We start from the raw sequence: 18,986 nt of genomic DNA on the forward strand, positions 1-18,986 counted from the left end.
TTGAATAGCGGAACATTTTCCGATGCTACCTATTTCGACTGGTCGGAATACGACTCAGTAAATCAGCGTGAAGTACGCGATTCTGCTGTTGTTTCTCCGAAGCGTACTCGCCGTCGTCGCGGAACACACTCGACGGTGTGTAAGTGTGCTGATCCTAAATATCTTCGACCTGCGAACTTTAGCGAGCTCCCGAAAGTACTTCGGGACGGGTATCATCGTGCCCAGAAACGCCGTTTCTCGTGGCATCCGTATTTCGTGCATATGCGCACAAATGCTGGCCGTGAGCGCGATTTCCGACAGGAACGCCAGCATCTCCTCGATGCACTGGCCGTTCTGCTGGTCAGCGGCTGCGACATTGCCACGTTTAACGTCGCCCTCAACAGTTCACAGATATGCAAGGCATTAAGTCCAAAAGATTCCCGGGGTGAGGTAATACCTGGTGAAGAGGTCACGCCTTCCCGCATTTGCCGCGCACTCGATCTGTTAGAAAATTACGGCCTTATCGAGCCGTACATGCGTCGCCTGGACCCGTACACAAAAACATACCTCCCGCGTCATGTCACGTTAACAGAGCAGTTTTTCAAGCTCCTCCAGGTCAATCTCGATCTGCTGTTCAAAGAGCGTGAAGAACGTCTGCGCGCGCTGGCTGAGGGGATTCTTGCCCCAGGCGAAGTGATGTCCGTAAAAGCGGCCCGACAGCGCTTCTTTGACGAGAAAGTGGCGCAGGCCCTGAAGGTTCGCCGCGAGCGAGCGATAGAACAGAAGCGCCTTTCCAGAATTGCGCGTTCTACCCGGCTCGATGACCGGCAGTTCCAGATTGCAGCCTGGCTGATCAACACGCGGCCGGAAGTCTCAGGCATGACTCCGGATGATTTCGAGTTGCTGGTCTATCATTACCTGCGTCAGATCAAGCTCAATTTTGACGCTGAGCCACCAGGCTAACTTAACTTTCACTCCACGTTTTTCCTCTACCGCCGCTGGCGGTTTTTGTGCTTCCCCGCGTTTAAAAACTGGCTGAAAAACCATCAATAAAACCTGCCGTTACGACACGCATAACCGGCTAAAAACCCCCTGGTGAAGCAAACTGGTCATGTCTCAGTAGTTATGCACAAATATCCGCAAATATAGAGGACTTTTTACCCGCAATGACTGGAAGTATTACCCGCAAGTTTTTCTTAATCTTCTGGAAGCCCTTGGCTCTTTCTCACCAACGAACGCTTACGCGCCTTTGCCCTTTTTAAACATTCAATTAAAAAACGGATCTTATTCAGCCCCGCTTTCCTGTGGAAAACGGGGATAATGTCCGCCGCTTGCAGCGGACTACGTCCGCGCCGGTTCGGAAACAACAAATGTACCTCCCGCCACTACGCGGCGGGCATCAGTCAGAAGCAAATAGTTACAACATCCAAAATATTTACGCAAAGACGTGAACCGTGCACACCTGAACCATCACAGCCCCTCCCCACCACTGAAAAGCGAAGCCGCCCCGGCCGAAGGCCGGGGAAGACATCGCTTTTAATGATGGGTGTTGTAACTACAGGTTGGTCATCGCTGTGAGTAGTGCTGCGGTGAGGTCCGGAGTACACGCTCGTAAGCGCCTGAACGGCGCCAACGCGGAGATACGCCCCGACTGCGGCTAACGCCTTGTCGGGACCACTCCGACCGCGCACAGAGGCTTCTGCGCCGATTTAAGCGGGTACAGCTTTGCAGCTACCGTGTTAGGTTCCCTGGTGCCGCTGAAATAACTGAAGAACATCCCCCTAAGCGTCAGCAGCAAGCTGCCGCCGCCAAGGCCCCGGAAATCACGCCCTTTACGTCGTAAACGCCGTAAAGCCCGCTCACCGGGGTTAAAAGGGATTACTTTAACTTCTTAATTGCTGTTAGCGGGTTAAGGCTAATCAGGGCAGGGGGTAGGGTGGCAGAATTTATAGCCCGGCAACCGGCTACGCCGGGCTTTCGGCGCCATTTGACTCCACAAATACATGCAGCTTCATCTGGCGCCTCCATGCCGCTAACGCGGCATCCGATGCTGTAGTCTTTAATGTCTGCTTTGTGCCAGGAGCGGTCGTTTAGCAAGGCGAAATGATTAACTCTTGATGGTTCATCCTCGTTTACGTAGTGCATTAAGTAGCGCCTGCGTTGCATCAGAAGAGGTTCCGGATGACGAACAAACCAGCCCAAATTCACGGTGTATAGCGGGTGTCACAGGCACTACGCAGAGGTTGCGCAACGTTTCCGGCAGGGCGGATTCAGGTACAAGGGCGACGCCCATCTCTTCCTAAAAAAGGTTCTTAGTGGCAATTAACGTCTAAAAGGAACTATCTGGATATTTTTAGCATCAACAACTGCCCCCGTTGCTGAGATAAAAGCGCTGTATACTAATTCCCCTTTCTCCTTATCAACTAAAGAAATATGCGGCTCATCGTGCAATAGGTTTTTATGCCCCCATTCCATTATGGAAAAAAGGATCGGCGCCAAACTGCGGCTTTTTGGCGTGAGTACATACTCATAGCGCTCACGTGAGCCTTCTTCTTGATAGGGGATTTTGCAAAGTAAATCGAGCTCAGTCATTTTTTTTAATCGGTTTGCCAATGTCTGCTTCGTCATTTTTGTATGAGAACGCATCGTTTCAAAGCGAGTAACCCCGTAAAAAACCTCCCTTAGGATCAACAACACCCATTGATCTCCAAGTAGTTCCGCCGCCGCTGCTAGCCCGCAAAGCTCAGGTGACAAGTAGGGTAATGAATTATCTTTTGACATGTGTTCTTTTGCCTTCTACCATAAGTATGATTTTTAGACCCAGATATTTAAGGAGAATAATATGCCTTTCGTAAATGTGCAAACCATTAAAGGAATTATGAGTTCGGAACAAAAAAATGAGCTGTTACGTCGTATGACTGACCTCATTGTTGAAATTGAGGGGAAAGGTGATCCGGAGTTTCGGCGTTCGGTATGGATCCGGATTGATGAGCATGAGCCTGAGCAGTGGAGTCTGGGAGGAATGCAACCCACATCTCAAATGATTGCTGCAAAATTTGCACCGCCACAGCAGTCCTGACTCACATGTCGTCGTTTTTACTAAAATCACCACTGCGACATTCAATATAAAGATTTAAATTGCGATCAATTCGCGGACTATATCCATGTCCGCTCCTTTTTTACTTTCTTTCGGTTAACGGTTTCAGCTATTAATCAAACCAACAGGCCAAATGCATAAAAAAACAAAGCGCATAATCCCAGTGCAAAAAAAACGCCATACTGCTCCCTGATTCTTTACATTCCCGACCGCGCGGTTTGTTACCCAATATCGACGGAATATATTTAATCTGGATGCCATCGAAAAGCTATGCAAATACTTTGCCAGTGTGGGCGCTGATTTTGATGTTGAGCTGGTTGAAATGGACGACGAGCGAGATCACGCGCATCTGCTGATTAACTCCTCCCAAAGCGGCTATCAGCAAGCTAACAGCTTGAAAGGGGGTTAGCCGTCGCAAGATCAAATGACACGACCCGAATGGCATAAACCCGTGTGGAAATCAGACGCGCTCTGGCCACCGCCTTACTGCGTTGGAAGTGATGAGCAAATAATAAATTGAAGAGCCAAATCGCCTTCACTGGCGTCCTGTCGGAGGCTCCGCTTTGCATCCCGTGCTTAAAAGGAAGGGGCTTTCCGCGAACTGCCTGAGTACTGAGTATACTGAGAGGCCGTCAAAAAAATCCGAAAAAATTCTAGCATAGAGTTCTTGCCGTTTCCAGAGTATCCGCACGCCCCATCAACCAGTTATAAATGCTATTGAATGCGTGGTTAAAAGGTTTTTTATTCTACTCAGATGGCCTGTTTTCATTTTTTTGTATGAGATTCGAGTGGTTTTGCCATTAAGGGTGCTGCCCCTCTGATAATAACTTAAAAATAAGTTTTTCAATTCATAAAGAAATGAGTACTTACTCACAGAAAGAAAATCAGGAGTAATTATTCTGGAGTCAGATAATACAAAAAGCGTACGGCGCATTTAATTCACTTTTCAGGAGGTTAATCGCTCTATATTTGTGGACGACCGACATGTCTTAAGGCTCTGGAATAACGTGTTGATATTTCGATGCGCAGCATTGCAGCGGAATATTACCGGATCAATAAAGCAGAAAGAGGCGTTTTAATTCTTTCCGCAGGATGATAGTAGGGTGACTGACATGTCTGATTATAATGAAAAAAGTGCGATTTCAGCACTGCTCGCAGGTCATTGTTCCGATCCATTCTCTGTGCTTGGCATGCACTCAACCGCTGCTGGTCTGGAAGTGCGCGCATTATTACCCGATGCCACCGAGGTATGGGTGATTGAGCCGAAAACCGGGCGTAAAGCTGGCAAGCTCGAATGCCTCGATTCACGCGGATTCTTTAGCGGCGTTCTGCCGCGGCGAAAAAAAGCTTTTCGTTACCAGCTGGCGGTCACCTGGCACGGCCAGCAAAACCTGATTGACGACCCTTATCGCTTTGGCCCGCTGCTGCAGGAGCTTGATGCCTGGCTGCTCGCCGAAGGAACCCATCTACGGCCCTACGAAACCCTGGGCGCCCATGCCGACATCATGGACGGGGTGACCGGGACGCGCTTTTCCGTCTGGGCGCCGAACGCCCGTCGGGTGTCGGTGGTCGGTCAGTTCAACTACTGGGATGGCCGTCGCCACCCGATGCGCCTGCGCAAAGAGTCTGGCATCTGGGAGCTGTTTGTTCCCGGCGCGCACAACGGCCAGCTGTATAAGTTCGAGCTGATTGACGCCCACGGGCACCTGCGGGTGAAATCCGACCCTTATGCTTTTGAAGCGCAGATGCGCCCGGAAACCGCCTCGCTGATCTGCGACCTGCCGGAGAAAGTTGAGCAACCGCCGGCCCGTAAGCAGGCCAACCAGTTTGATGCACCGATTTCGATTTATGAAGTCCACCTCGGCTCCTGGCGTCGTCATACCGATAACCATTTCTGGCTGAGCTACCGCGAACTGGCCGATCGGCTGGTGCCCTACGTGAAGTGGATGGGCTTCACCCATCTCGAGCTGCTGCCGGTTAACGAACATCCGTTCGACGGCAGCTGGGGCTATCAGCCCACCGGGCTGTACGCGCCGACCCGTCGCTTTGGTACCCGGGAAGATTTCCGCTACTTCCTCCACGCCGCGCACGCCGCGGGCCTGAACGTGATCCTCGACTGGGTGCCGGGCCACTTCCCGGCCGATGACTTCGCCCTGGCGTTGTTTGACGGCACCGCGCTGTATGAACACAGCGACCCGCGCGAAGGCTATCACCAGGACTGGAACACGCTGATCTATAACTACGGCCGCCGTGAAGTCAGTAACTTCCTGGTGGGTAACGCGCTGTACTGGATCGAGCGCTTCGGCATCGATGCGCTGCGGGTGGATGCGGTGGCGTCGATGATCTACCGCGACTACAGCCGCAAGCAGGGTGAGTGGGTGCCCAACGAGTACGGCGGCCGGGAAAATCTCGAAGCGATCGAGTTCCTGCGCAATACCAACCGGGTGCTGGGCGAGCAGACGCCGGGGGCAGTGACGATGGCGGAGGAGTCCACCGATTTTGCCGGTGTCTCGCGCCCTGCGTCGACGGGCGGCCTCGGCTTCTGGTTCAAATGGAACCTCGGCTGGATGCATGACACCCTCGACTATATGCAACTCGACCCGGTCCATCGTCGGCATCATCACGACAAGATGACCTTCGGGATACTCTACAACTACACCGAAAACTTCGTCCTGCCGCTGTCGCATGATGAAGTGGTCCACGGTAAAAAATCGCTTCTTGACCGCATGCCCGGCGATGCCTGGCAGAAGTTCGCCAACCTGCGCGCCTACTACGGCTGGATGTTCGCCTTCCCGGGGAAAAAACTGCTGTTTATGGGCAATGAATTCGCCCAGGGACGGGAGTGGAACCACGACGCCAGCCTCGACTGGCATCTGCTGGAAGGGGACGACAACTGGCATCACGGGGTGCAGCGTCTGGTGCGCGATCTGAACCATACCTATCGTCATCATAAGGCGCTGCACGAACTGGATTTTGACCCGTACGGCTTTGAGTGGCTGGTTGTCGATGATCACGAACGGTCGGTATTTATCTTTGTCCGTCGCGATAAAGCCGGGAACGAGATAATCGTGGCCAGCAACTTCACGCCGGTGCCGCGTCACGGCTATCGCTTCGGGGTTAATCAGCCGGGGCGCTGGCGTGAAGAGCTGAACACCGACTCGATGCACTACCACGGGAGCAATACCGGCAACGGCGGCGGCGTGGCAAGCGAGGCGATCGCCAGCCACGGTCGGGAGCATTCGCTGTCGGTGACGCTGCCGCCGCTGGCGACAATCTGGCTGGTGCGGGAGTCTGCTGGTCAATAAAACACGCAGTCGATCTATTGCAGTTTACTTATTACCGGAGGTGATCACTTCTGAATTCATTTGCAGAAGAGTGAGGCTTTTTCTTCATTATTTTCTTTTATGGCTTTTATTAAATAGCAGGACATAATTATGAGTAAAATTGAATATACTGACAACGTAATGCTGTCGCGCCAGTTACCGCTTAAATCCGTGGCCCTGATCCTCGCCGGCGGGCGCGGAACCCGATTAAAAGACCTGACCACTATTCGCGCAAAACCTGCGGTGCATTTTGGCGGTAAATTCAGAATTATTGATTTTGCCTTATCAAATTGTATTAACTCAGGAATAAGACGTATTGGGGTTATTACACAATATCAGTCGCATTCACTGGTGCAGCATATTCAACGCGGTTGGGCATTCTTTAACGAAGAAATGAATGAGTTCGTGGATTTATTACCGGCACAGCAGCGGGTGCATGGGGAGAACTGGTATCGGGGGACGGCGGATGCTGTGACCCAGAACCTGGATATTATCCGCCGCTATGATGCGGAATATGTCGTTATTCTGGCCGGGGACCATATCTATAAACAAGATTATTCGCGGATGCTGCTTGATCACGTTGAAAAAGGGGCGCGCTGCACCGTGGCCTGCATGCCGGTCCCGGTTGAAGAGGCAAACGCGTTTGGCGTCATGGCCGTGGATGAGAATGACAAAATCATTGAATTTGTTGAAAAACCGGCTAATCCACCCACCATGCCTGGCGATGAAACCCGCTCGCTTGCCAGTATGGGCATTTATGTGTTTGATGCGGAATATCTCTACCAGCTGCTGGCAGAAGACGATCGGGATGAAGGCTCCAGCCATGATTTTGGCAAAGATATTATTCCCAAAATAACGGCGGCAGGTGAAGCGTATGCGCATCCGTTCCCGCGCTCCTGCGTACAGTCCGATAATAATGCCGAGCCATACTGGCGCGATGTCGGGACACTGGAGGCGTACTGGAAAGCGAATCTGGATTTAGCCTCTGTGGTACCTGAACTGGATGTTTATGATCGTAACTGGCCTATCCGGACTTATGTCGAGTCGCTACCCAGCGCTAAATTTGTTCAGGACCGTTCCGGCAGTCATGGCATGACCATGAATTCTCTGGTCTCCGGCGGCTGTATTATTTCCGGCTCGGTGGTGGTGCAGTCGGTTTTATTCTCCAAAGTTCGCATTAACTCGTTTTGTAATATTGATTCGTCGGTTTTATTACCGGGCGTCTGGGTCGGTCGCTCCTGCCGGATAAGACGCTGCGTGATCGACAGGGGATGTGTTATTCCGGAGGGAATGGTGATTGGCGAAAATGCCGTTGAGGATGCGCAGCGTTTTTATCGTTCGGAAGAGGGGATCATCCTCGTTACCCAGGAAATGCTGAACCGACTTGAACTATGAAGCCGTTGGCGGAAATAAAAGCTGCCGCAGCTGTGATTGCCGTCATTGGCATCGCGTCGCCTTCATGCCTGAATAATTAAGGAGCATCCATGCGAGTTTTACATGTAGGAGCGGAGATGTTCCCTCTGTTGAAAACGGGGGGGCTGGCTGATGTGACCGGTGCTCTCCCGGCGGCGCAAATAGCCGAGGGCGTGGATACCCGCGTGCTGCTGCCGGGGTTTCCCGCGATCCGCGACGGAGTCGGGGAACCGCAGGTGGTGGCCAGCAGGGAGACCTTCGCCGGGCCGATGACACTGTTGTTTGGCGACTTTAACGGCGTGGGCATCTATCTGATTGATGCCCCGCATCTCTATGACCGACCGGGTAATCCTTATCATGACCCGCAGATGCAGGATTATCCCGATAACGTCCTGCGTTTCGCGCTGTTGAGTTGGGTCGCGGCTGAGCTTGCTGGCGGTCTGGATCCGTTCTGGCGGCCTGAAATCGTCCACGCCCATGACTGGCATGCGGGCCTCACGCCGGCTTATCTGGCCGCCCGCGGCAACCCCGCCAGGTCAGTGTTTACGGTGCACAACATTGCCTATCAGGGCTTGTTCCTCGCCCGGCATATGGCGGAGATCGCTTTACCGTGGTCATTCTTCCAGATGCATGGGGTGGAGTTTAAAGGACAGATCTCCTTCCTTAAGGCGGGCCTCTATTTCGCTGACCATATCACCACCGTCAGCCCGACGTATGCCCGTGAAATTACCGAACCGCAGTACGCGTTCGGTCTGGAAGAGTTGCTGCGGCAACGTCAGCGGGAAGGGCGACTGTCGGGGATCCTTAACGGCGTCGACGAAAGCATCTGGGATCCGCGCCGCGATCCGCTGCTGGCTGCGCCTTACGATCGGAACTTGCTGGCTGAGAAAGCGAAGAACAAGCAGCAGTTGCAGACGACGCTGGGGCTGAAGGAGGACGGCCGGGCGCTGTTGTTCACCGTCGTGAGCCGGCTCACCAGCCAGAAGGGGCTGGATCTGCTCCTTGGCGCACTGCCGGGAATCATTGCGCAGGGAGGGCAGCTGGCGCTACTGGGATCCGGCGACCCGGATTTGCAGGCCCGTTTTCTTGCCGCTGCGGCGCAATACCCCGGGCAGGTGAGTATCCGGATCGGTTACGACGAGGCGCTGTCGCATCAGATGATTGGCGGCGCCGACGTCATCCTGGTGCCCAGCCGTTTTGAACCCTGCGGTCTGACCCAGCTCTATGGCCTTCGCTACGGCACATTGCCGCTGGTTCGTCGCACCGGCGGACTGGCGGATACCGTCGCCGACTGTTCGCTCGAAAACCTTGCTGACGGGATCGCGAGCGGATTTGTGTTTACCGACAGCGAGACTGAATCACTATTACATGCCATCCACCGGGCCTTTGTCCTGTGGTCCCGTCCATCGCTGTGGCGGTACGTGCAACGTCAGGCAATGAGCATGGATTTTAGCTGGCAAATTGCCGCTAAGTCTTTCCACCAGTTGTATCAGCGTATTATTTAATTGCTACGGATAAGAAAAATGGAACCACGCTTAAGTTATATTTCACCCAGTCTGAATGAAGAAGCGCTACAGCATGCTATCGCTTATAAGCTCATATTTATTCTTGGTAAAGATCCCTCACTTGCCAATAAGCATGAATGGCTCAACGCCACGCTGTTCGCCGTGCGCGATCGGCTGGTAGAACGTTGGCTGCGGGCGCATCGGGCGCGGATCTCGCAGCAGGCCCGGCAGGTTTATTATCTGTCGATGGAGTTTCTCATCGGCCGAACCCTCTCTAATGCCTTACTGTCGCTGGGCATCTATGAGGATGTGAAAACGGCTCTGGCAGGGATGGGGCTGGATCTGGAAGAGCTGATTGATGAGGAGAACGATCCGGGGCTGGGCAACGGCGGTCTCGGTCGTCTGGCGGCCTGTTTTCTCGATTCCCTGGCCACACTGGGGCTGCCAGGCCGCGGCTATGGTATCCGCTACGACTACGGTATGTTCAAGCAAAACATCATCGACGGCCGGCAGATGGAGTCACCGGACTACTGGCTGGAGTACGGTAACCCGTGGGAATTCGAGCGCCATAAAACCCGCTATACCGTGCGCTTTGGCGGACGTGTTCAACATGAGGGCAAAAACTCACGCTGGCTGGAAACTGAAGAAATTATTGCCGTGGCCTACGATCAGATTATCCCGGGTTATGACACCGATGCCACCAACACCCTGCGTTTGTGGAGTGCCCAGGCCAGCAGTGAAATTAATCTCGGTAAATTTAACCAGGGGGACTATTTCGCCGCCGTGGAGGATAAGAACCACTCTGAGAACGTTTCCCGCGTGCTTTACCCGGACGACTCGACCTATTCCGGGCGTGAATTGCGCCTGCGTCAGGAGTATTTCCTTGTTTCGGCGACGGTACAGGACATCCTCACCCGTCATTACCAGCTGTATCAAACCTATGACAACCTGGCGGATAAAATTGCTATCCACCTCAATGACACCCATCCGGTGCTGTCGATCCCGGAGCTGATGCGTCTGCTGATTGACGAACACCGCTTCAGTTGGGATGACGCGTTTGAGGTGACCTGTCGGGTCTTCTCCTACACCAACCATACCCTGATGAGCGAAGCGCTGGAGACCTGGCCTGTCGATATGCTGGGGAAAATCCTGCCGCGCCATTTGCAGATTATCTTCGAGATTAATGACTATTTTCTGAAAACGATGCAGGAGCACTATCCCGATGATATGGCGTTGCTGAGCCGGACCTCGATTATTGATGAGTCCAATGGTCGCCGCGTGCGGATGGCCTGGCTGGCGGTAGTGGTCAGTCACAAGGTTAACGGCGTGTCGGAACTGCACTCCCGGCTGATGGTGGAGTCGCTATTTGCCGATTTCGCCAAAATCTTTCCGCGACGCTTCACCAACGTCACCAACGGTGTCACGCCGCGCCGCTGGCTGGCGGCCGCTAATCCGTCCCTTTCCGGGGTTCTGGACCGTTATATTGGCCAGACCTGGCGCACAGATTTAAGTCAGCTGAGTGAACTGGGGGAATATCAGGATTATCCGCTGGTTAACCAGGCCGTCAGCGAAGCCAAACTGGCGAATAAACAGCGGCTGGCCGATTATATTGCCCGCCAGCTGGGGGTGGTGGTTAATCCGAAGGCGCTGTTTGATGTGCAAATTAAGCGCATTCACGAATACAAACGCCAGCTGATGAATGTGCTGCACGTGATCACCCGCTATAACCGTATCAAGGCTGACCCGCAGGCCGACTGGGTGCCGCGAGTGGTGATTTTCGCCGGCAAAGCCGCATCCGCTTACCACACGGCAAAACAGATAATCCATCTGATTAACGATGTAGCCAAAGTCATCAACAGCGATCCGCAGATCGGCGACAAGTTAAAGGTGGTGTTCATTCCCAACTACAGCGTCAGTCTGGCGCAGACCATCATTCCGGCCGCGGATCTTTCTGAGCAGATTTCGCTGGCAGGGACCGAAGCCTCCGGGACCAGTAACATGAAATTCGCCCTCAACGGCGCGCTGACCATTGGCACGCTGGACGGCGCCAACGTTGAAATGCTGGAGCTCGTGGGGGAGGAGAATATCTTTATCTTCGGTAATACCGCCGAACAGGTTGAGGCGCTGCGCAGCAACGGCTACCAGCCGCATGATTACTACGACCATGATGAAGAGTTGCGCCAGGCGCTGACCCAGATGGGGACCGGGGTGTTCAGCCCACAGGAGCCGGACCGCTATCGCGGTCTGCTGGATTCGCTGATTAACTTTGGCGACCACTATCAGGTTCTGGCCGATTACCGCAGCTATGTTGACTGTCAGGACAGGGTGGATGCGCTCTACCGAACCCCGGAAGAGTGGACTGCCAAAACAATGCACAACATTACCAACATGGGCTATTTCTCATCGGACCGTACGGTGCGGGAGTATGCGCAAAAGATCTGGTATATCGACAAAACGCAGCTCTAGGCCACATTCACGCCCCCGGGAGCGCCGGGGGAAAGGGGGCACCATCGGTGAGCGACCCAGCAGGAACACATTAATAAGCCTGACGGATATGACAGGAGAGAAAAATGACGGACAGTAAACGCGCAGGGGAGCCTGCGCAACAAAGTGATTTGATTAACGTCGCTCAGCTGACCGCGCAGTACTACGTACTGAAGCCGGAAGCGGGCAACGCGGAGCATGCGGTGAAGTTTGGCACCTCTGGCCATCGTGGCAGCGCAGGGCGCCATAACTTCAATGAGCAGCATATTCTGGCGATCGCTCAGGCGATTGCGGAAGACCGCGCGAAGAACGGGATTACCGGTCCCTGCTACGTAGGTAAAGATACCCACGCGCTCTCCGAACCGGCCTTTATTTCGGTTCTTGAAGTGCTGGCAGCCAACGGCGTTGATGTTATCGTGCAGGAAAACAACGGTTTTACCCCGACGCCGGCCATTTCCAATGCCATCCTGGTGCACAACAAAAAAGGCGGTCCGCTGGCGGACGGCATCGTGATTACGCCGTCGCATAACCCGCCGGAAGATGGCGGTATCAAGTACAACCCGCCGAACGGCGGCCCGGCGGATACCAACGTCACCAAAGTGGTCGAGAATCGCGCTAACGAACTGCTGGCCTCGGGTCTGCAGGGCGTCAGGCGCCTCTCCCTCGACGCGGCACTGGCATCCGGTCATGTCAAAGAGCAGGATCTGGTGCAGCCGTTTATTGAAGGACTGGCGGATATCGTCGATATGGCGGCGATTCAGAAAGCCGGCCTCAGGCTCGGGGTCGATCCGCTGGGCGGGTCCGGTATCGAATACTGGAAGCGTATCGCCGGGCACTACAAGCTCGATCTGACCATCGTCAACGATCACGTCGATCAAACCTTCCGCTTTATGCACCTTGATAAAGACGGCGCCATTCGCATGGACTGCTCTTCGGAGTGCGCGATGGCAGGGCTGCTGGCGCTGCGCGATAAGTTCGATCTGGCTTTCGCTAACGATCCGGATTATGACCGTCACGGCATCGTCACGCCGGCAGGTCTGATGAACCCGAACCACTATCTGGCGGTGGCGATTAACTACCTGTTCCGGCATCGTCCGCAGTGGGGCCAGGATGTCGCCGTCGGTAAGACGCTGGTCTCCTCGGCGATGATCGATCGCGTGGTGAACGACCTCGGCCGTAAGCTGGTGGAAGTGCCGGTGGGCTTTAAATGGTTTGTTGACGGTCTGTTCGACGGCAGCTTCGGCTTCGGCGGCGAAGAGAGCGCGGGCGCCTCGTTCCTGCGTTTTGACGGAACCCCGTGGTCGACCGACAAAGACGGGATCATCATGTGCCTGCTGGCGGCAGAAATCACCGCCGTCACCGGTAAAAACCCGCAGGAGCACTACGACGAGCTGGCTGCCCGCTTCGGCGCGCCAAGCTATAACCGTCTGCAGGCTTCGGCCACTTCCGCACAGAAAGCGGCGCTGTCGAAGCTGTCGCCGGAAATGGTCAGCGCCAGCCAGCTGGCCGGCGACCCGATCACCGCACGTCTGACCGCCGCGCCGGGCAACGGCGCATCGATTGGTGGTCTGAAAGTGATGACCGACAACGGCTGGTTCGCCGCACGTCCGTCAGGTACGGAAGACGCTTACAAGATCTACTGCGAGAGCTTCCTCGGTGAAGCACATCGTAAGCAGATCGAGAAAGAAGCGGTGGAAATCGTAAATAGCGTGCTAGCAGCGCACCATTAGAGCAACTGACGTACTCCGGGGAGCCGGGGTACGTCACAGTTAACCGGCGATGAAATTCACTTCTACGCCGACACCTGAATCGCCACGGATAATCTAGACACTTCCGAGCCGTTGATAATACTGGTTTTCATATTCTGTCGGTGACATCTGATCGCTAGAACCATGCCGACGCTTACTGTTATAAAACATTTCGATGTAATCAAAAATATCGCTGCGGGCTTCTTCCCGCGTTCCGTAGATCTTTTTCTTTATCCGTTCGCGTTTCAACAACTGGAAAAAGCTTTCTGCAACCGCATTATCATGGCAGTTACCGCGACGGCTCATGCTGCCCTCCAGGCCGTGTGATTTCAGGAACGACTGCCACTCATGGCTTGTGTACTGACTGCCCTGATCCGAATGAACCAGCACCTGTTTTTGGGGATTACGCCGCCATACAGCCATCAGCAGTGCGTTCAGGACAATGTCCTTTGTCATCCGGGATTGCATGGACCAGCCGATAATTTTGCGTGAGAACAGATCAACAACCACGGCAAGATACAGCCAGCCTTCGTGGGTCCTGAGTAGAGTAAGAGGCAGGGCGTAGTCGGACTATTTCCCTGCCTCTCCTCCCCGAACCGGACGTGCACCTTTCAGCGCATCCGGCTCTCCATTTAAATGCTGGCGAACGCCATTGCCACTTCTGTAAAGCGCGATGTATACGTGTTTCTGGTCTCCGTCCTCAGATAGGGATTACCTTCGGGTAGCCGCCAGCGGAACAGCTTCTTGCCTTGCCCCACCAACCGGTACAGTATTTCGCCGCTGAGCTTGCCGTGATTGGTTTTACCAAATAAAACCCACGTTTTGCTCTGACCCGGTTTCGGTGATTTACACCACCACCTCATCAGGGAAGCGATACCTGTACGGTATTTGCGGGCCAGCCAGTGAGCCAGCTTCCAGAACACGACACGGTCGATATAACTGAAGACTTTGGCCTTAAAATCAACGAACTGATAGAACATGGCCCAGCCTTTCAGTTTTCGGTTGAGTTGTTCAGCCATATCGACTTTGCTTTCACTGTAGTTGCCTGATAACAGTGCTGTCAGCGATGCGGCGAAGTTTCTGGCTTTCTCCTGCGGGATCGTTGAGACCACTCGCATCTCGCCATAACGACTGCGTTTGCGAATGATCCTGTGCCCCAGAAAGATAAAGCCGTCATTAACATGGGTGATTTTAGTCTTATCCATGTTCAGCCTGAGTTTCAGACTGCCTTCGAGCACACCCCGACACTCCTCCCTGATGGCTTCCGCCTGTGCTTTGGTGCCTTTGACGATGAGGACAAAATCATCGGCATAGCGGCAGTACGCCACCGCGGGTTTCCACTGCCAGTTTTCTCTGACCGCCGTACTTCGGCCCCGTTGGATACTGTTATTCCAGTACCACCGATCTTTTCTGGCTTTCCCGCTCAGGTAGCGCTCATGCAGGTATTGATCGAACTCATTCAGCATGATGTTCGATAATAGCGGCGATATAACACCGCCCTGTGGTACACCTTCACTGGCCGCCCGAAAGAGACCGACATCGATATGTCCCGCCTTGATGGTTTTCCACAGCAGAGTCATGAAACGTGCGTCACTGATCCTGCGGCGTACAGCCTTCATCAGCAGTCGATGATGTACGGTGTCGAAGTAACTGGACAGGTCGCCTTCAATCACCCAGCGTCCCCGGGTTTCACCACAGTCTGTGAGCTGTAATTTCACCGTGCGGATCGCGTGGTGGACACTGCGCTCAGGCCGGAAGCCATATGAGAGCGTATGAAAATCACTCTCCCATATCGGCTCCATCGCCATCAGCATGGCCCGCTGAACAATACGATCCCGCAACGCGGGGATACCCAGTGGTCGCAGTTTGCCGTTGCTTTTAGGGATGTAAACCCGTCTGGCGGGCAAGGGCTGGTAGTGGCCTGAGAGTAATTCATCCCTGAGGATTTGCAGCTCAACAGCCAGTCTGGCCTGTAGCATTGTTTTGTTCACGCCATCAACGCCGGGGGTATGGGCCCCCTTTGATGAAAGCGTGATCCGCGCCGCTTCAGCCAGCCATTCTGGTTGTGTTATCAGACGCAGCAGCCGTTGAATCCGTAGGGACGGATCGGTGGCTGCCCATGTGGCAAGCTTGCGTTGCATTTCGCTGATTATCAAAGGTCTTCACCTCGTTAGGTCAGTTAATTCACGTCGCAAACACATTCAAACTGCTTCCCTTCGCCATGTAATGGGCTTTCCCCATCGCGGACTACTACGGAAGCTCCGCCAGCCAGCGCGTCATCGGAGCCATGCCCCCTTAACATCCGTCGCTGACCTTCCCCGGTTTACCTGCCTGGACTCAGGCATACTGAGGAGGCTGCCCGTCGCACTCTTTATCCTTGCTTGCCGCAAGTTGGCAGAAGTCAGCAACGCAAGCGTGATAGACGCTGCTGCCCCGGTGTTTCGCATACATGTCAAAACACCTTCGACCGGCAGTGCTTACGTATCACTGCCAGTTCCTCCTGCACGGCCTGTCAGATCACGTAGGCCGTGGTGACGTTTTCAACCCACAGAGGCGGATTAACGGGTTCATGTTCTTCAGCCTTTCAGTACTTAACCTTGAGGATCATCTCGGCTTAGTGATCTCGCCTCAATCCCCGTTGTCAGCGGGTTACATCACCCTGCGGGCATGCCGCAGGTCACTGCCGCTCAGGTTCTCCACCGTCACACCCGGTGGGATTGTTGGGTTTCTCATCGTGAGTTACCGGTTCAATATTCCAGACAGACTCGCGGTTCATTTAAGCATCCATGCCCGCCCTGAACTCCGGGCACACTGTAGGTTATGTCCGTTACCCAACGCTCATCCGGAGCATCCGGGTTGAACTGTCGCTGGAGCCTGTTGGGCGACACGATACTGGCCTCGCCTTTACGTGCCCGCGGGCTCCGGTATCCGACCTGAGCCTTTATCCCGACACGTTTCATCAGTCGCCAGACTCTGTTCACTCCGCACTGTTGCCCGCTGTCCCGCAGATCCAGATGGATTTTGCGATAACCATAGACGCATCCCGATTCCAGCCAGAACTGTTTAATCTGTCCTGTCAGTCTCAGGTCTGCCTGATGGCGTTGTGAATGCGGCTGCTGAAGCCAGGCGTAAAAACCACTGGGATGAACATCCAGCACCCGACAGAGCAGGCGAACAGGCCAGCAACAGGTGTTGTCACGGATAAAGGCGTACCTCAGTCGGACAGCTTTGCGAAGTACGCCGCTGTAGATTCAATCTGTCAACGCAACACCCTTTTCAATTATCTCTTTCGGTGTTTTGAACTTCAGTGTCTTTCTCGGTCTATTGTTTAGCTGAGCTGCAACCTGATCCAGCTCATGTTGAGTATATTGGGCAAGACATGTCTTTTTGGGAAAGTACTGTCGAATTAGCCCATTAGTGTTCTCGTTTGTTCCCCGCTGCCAGGGACTCTGAGGATCGCAGAAGTAAACTTTAACTCCGGTGCTGCCAGTAAATTCCAGATGCCTGGCCAGCTCCATTCCTCTGTCCCATGTCAGTGATTGCCGGAGTTCAGGCGGCAAGCTCAGGAATTTGTCGGTAAGAGCCTGATTCACTGAGAAAGAATCTTTGCCCCTGAGCCTAAGGATGATCGTATAACGTGATTTTCGGTCTACAAGTGTGGCTATATGCGAGTTTTTTGTGCCTGATACTAAATCGCCTTCCCAGTGCCCCAGAGAGCGTCTGTTATCGATATGCCGGGAGCGTTCGTGAATTGGCGTTCCGTTCACTATGTTGATCGTACCTCTTTCACCTTTGCGGGTATGGCGTCTGCCATGACGAAGGCTATGCGACCGGCGCAGATGCTGTACATTCAGGTGGTGTAGCGCTTCACGGCTACGAAAGTACAGGGTTTTATAAATTGTCTCAGGTGATATTCGCAGTGTTTTTTGACGCGGTTTTGTTCGCCTTAACCATCCGGATATTTGCTCTGGAGACCACTTCATCTCCAGCTTTTCCAGGACAAGCTCCCGCAACGGTAAATTCTGATCCAGTAAGCACGGTTTTGGTCTTTTCGCCATTCTGTTGGCCCGGTTATTAGCATCAACAGCTTTGTAATAGCGCCTGCCTCGATTACGCTGAACTTCACGTGAGATCGTCGAAGGACTACGATTAAGCGCAGTCGCTATCGCACGAATGCTCATTTTGGCTGACAAACCAGCTCGTATTTCCTCGCGCTCAGACAGCGTCAGGTGAGCTACAGCCCGCTTGCGCTCATTGGGTTTTATGCCGCCAGTATCTCTTAACATGGTGAAGATTGTTCCTGGTTTCGAACCCAGGATATTAGCTATCTCACTGAAGCCTGTTCCGTTCTTCCACAGTTCAAAAACAGATGCTTTTTCCTTTGCTGTAAATGTCCGTCTCATTCAAAAATCCTCCGCAACTCCATGTTTTCACATGACTGTTGCGTTGACCAATTGAATCTACAGCGGCTTTTTTTAATATGTCCCGTTCGTCGGTAACCCGCTTCAGCTCTTTCTGGAGACGGCGGATCTCGGCCTGAGCATCTGACTCTTCTTTATTAGTGGAAGAATCCGGACCGTACTTCTTTATCCAGGCGTAAAGGCTGTGGGTGGTGATATCGAGACGTGTTGCAACGCTGGCAACAGAATAACCGCGATCAACAACCTGTTTGACTGCTTCAATTTTAAACTCTTCGGGATAACGCTTACCGCTCATGGGCACCTCTCTTTAAGCCATCTTAAATGACTCTGAGGTGTCTGTTAAACCCGTGGCGATTCAACCAGTACAGGCGTCACTTTGTCAGAACGTAAGGAACGGTACGATTCGCAAAAGGTTATTGCTGCGGGGACTCTATGAATATCTATGTTGTTACCAATAATAATTTCATGCTTGAAGGTCTGAAATGTATGTTTAGCGACAACAGCCTCTCCGTCAACAGGGTTTTATTTTCCCGGATCACCGAAATTGCTTTCAGCAACAGCGATGTGGTGATTGTGGAGTCAGAGCTGAAAACCTGCGATGCCGGGCGTCTCAAACACCTGCACATTTCACCAGTCAATATCATCTTTTTATTAAAACCGCGGTCAGGAATGAGGGGGGCAGATCGCGAAGCGGTATTCATTGATACCGAATTAACAGGTAATGAATATCTCATGATAAGGCAGGTTTTTAAAAAAATGCGGATTCATCTGAAGAGGGAAAAGTTGGCGTTTACCAAAAGAGAAGCGCATATCATCCATCTGATTTTAAATGGCTACTCGCTGGTGGAAATTTCCCGCCGCCTGCTAATCTCCATAAAAACGGTTCAGTCTTATGTCAATATTATTTTGCATAAACTGAATGCCACAAAAATAAGTGAAATATACCGTTGTAAAAGCCTCATCATTGACAGCTTTGCCAGGAAAAATTTGCATCTTCAATGAGATACGGATTTTTC

General features: G+C 53.2%; 12 protein-coding genes and 4 pseudogenes. 9 read left to right on the forward strand and 7 right to left on the reverse strand.

What is annotated here, in order from left to right; translation table 11 throughout:
• Entirely contained in the window at positions 1-942 is a 942-nt protein-coding gene (gene repA, locus HV237_RS24200; RefSeq protein WP_165690017.1) for a plasmid replication initiator RepA, read from the forward strand.
• A 1,159-nt stretch (positions 943-2,101) separates the two neighbouring features.
• Here repA and HV237_RS26370 read toward each other — a convergent pair.
• Positions 2,102-2,272, reverse strand: a complete 171-nt coding sequence (locus tag HV237_RS26370) for a LysR substrate-binding domain-containing protein (RefSeq protein ID WP_323807419.1) — start codon at positions 2,270-2,272, stop codon at positions 2,102-2,104.
• Positions 2,273-2,301: 29 nt separating this feature from the next.
• Positions 2,302-2,760, reverse strand: coding sequence for a helix-turn-helix domain-containing protein (locus HV237_RS24205; RefSeq protein WP_040190671.1), 459 nt, complete (start codon positions 2,758-2,760; stop codon positions 2,302-2,304).
• Between the two features lie 61 nt (positions 2,761-2,821).
• Between HV237_RS24205 and HV237_RS24210 the strand changes: the two genes are divergently transcribed.
• From HV237_RS24210 to pgm, 7 genes and pseudogenes are all read left to right on the forward strand, one after another.
• The gene (locus HV237_RS24210) at positions 2,822-3,058 is read left to right on the forward strand and encodes a tautomerase family protein (protein WP_032695943.1); all 237 of its coding nucleotides are present in this window, start codon (positions 2,822-2,824) and stop codon (positions 3,056-3,058) included.
• 235 nt (positions 3,059-3,293) lie between these two features.
• A pseudogene (locus tag HV237_RS24215) lies at positions 3,294-3,437 on the forward strand (transposase); the annotation flags it as partial.
• Between the two features lie 751 nt (positions 3,438-4,188).
• Complete coding sequence (glgB, locus tag HV237_RS24220; protein ID WP_181541870.1) at positions 4,189-6,381, forward strand: 1,4-alpha-glucan branching enzyme; 2,193 nt, start codon at positions 4,189-4,191, stop codon at positions 6,379-6,381.
• A 129-nt stretch (positions 6,382-6,510) separates the two neighbouring features.
• On the forward strand, positions 6,511-7,794 hold the full coding sequence (gene glgC, locus HV237_RS24225) for a glucose-1-phosphate adenylyltransferase (protein ID WP_032690514.1): 1,284 nt from the start codon (positions 6,511-6,513) through the stop codon (positions 7,792-7,794).
• 89 nt (positions 7,795-7,883) lie between these two features.
• A complete protein-coding gene (gene glgA, locus HV237_RS24230; protein ID WP_040190721.1) occupies positions 7,884-9,317 on the forward strand; it encodes a glycogen synthase GlgA in 1,434 nt (477 codons plus the stop codon).
• Positions 9,318-9,335: 18 nt separating this feature from the next.
• Positions 9,336-11,783 (forward strand): glycogen phosphorylase, encoded by a 2,448-nt coding sequence (gene glgP / locus HV237_RS24235; protein WP_181541872.1) that lies wholly within the window; start codon positions 9,336-9,338, stop codon positions 11,781-11,783.
• A gap of 104 nt (positions 11,784-11,887) precedes the next feature.
• Positions 11,888-13,531, forward strand: a complete 1,644-nt coding sequence (pgm, locus tag HV237_RS24240) for a phosphoglucomutase (alpha-D-glucose-1,6-bisphosphate-dependent) (RefSeq protein WP_032743938.1) — start codon at positions 11,888-11,890, stop codon at positions 13,529-13,531.
• Positions 13,532-13,624: 93 nt separating this feature from the next.
• On the opposite strand, the pseudogene HV237_RS24245 reads toward pgm, so the two are convergent.
• From HV237_RS24245 to HV237_RS24265, 5 genes and pseudogenes are all read right to left on the reverse strand, one after another.
• Positions 13,625-14,101: pseudogene (locus HV237_RS24245) on the reverse strand (IS3 family transposase); the annotation flags it as partial.
• Positions 14,102-14,181: 80 nt separating this feature from the next.
• Complete coding sequence (gene ltrA / locus HV237_RS24250; RefSeq protein WP_001189111.1) at positions 14,182-15,690, reverse strand: group II intron reverse transcriptase/maturase; 1,509 nt, start codon at positions 15,688-15,690, stop codon at positions 14,182-14,184.
• 672 nt (positions 15,691-16,362) lie between these two features.
• Positions 16,363-16,791, reverse strand: a pseudogene (locus tag HV237_RS24255) (IS3 family transposase); the annotation flags it as partial.
• Between the two features lie 9 nt (positions 16,792-16,800).
• Positions 16,801-17,952: an IS30 family transposase gene (locus tag HV237_RS24260; RefSeq protein WP_048242354.1), complete on the reverse strand. Its 1,152-nt coding sequence runs from the start codon at positions 17,950-17,952 to the stop codon at positions 16,801-16,803.
• 67 nt (positions 17,953-18,019) lie between these two features.
• Positions 18,020-18,265: pseudogene (locus HV237_RS24265) on the reverse strand (transposase); the annotation flags it as partial.
• Between the two features lie 137 nt (positions 18,266-18,402).
• Between HV237_RS24265 and HV237_RS24270 the strand changes: the two are divergent.
• Entirely contained in the window at positions 18,403-18,972 is a 570-nt protein-coding gene (locus tag HV237_RS24270; RefSeq protein ID WP_040190629.1) for a helix-turn-helix transcriptional regulator, read from the forward strand.
• Positions 18,973-18,986: the final 14 nt, after the last annotated feature.

This window comes from Citrobacter sp. RHBSTW-00570, assembly GCF_013739755.1.
Lineage (GTDB): Bacteria > Pseudomonadota > Gammaproteobacteria > Enterobacterales > Enterobacteriaceae > Citrobacter > Citrobacter braakii.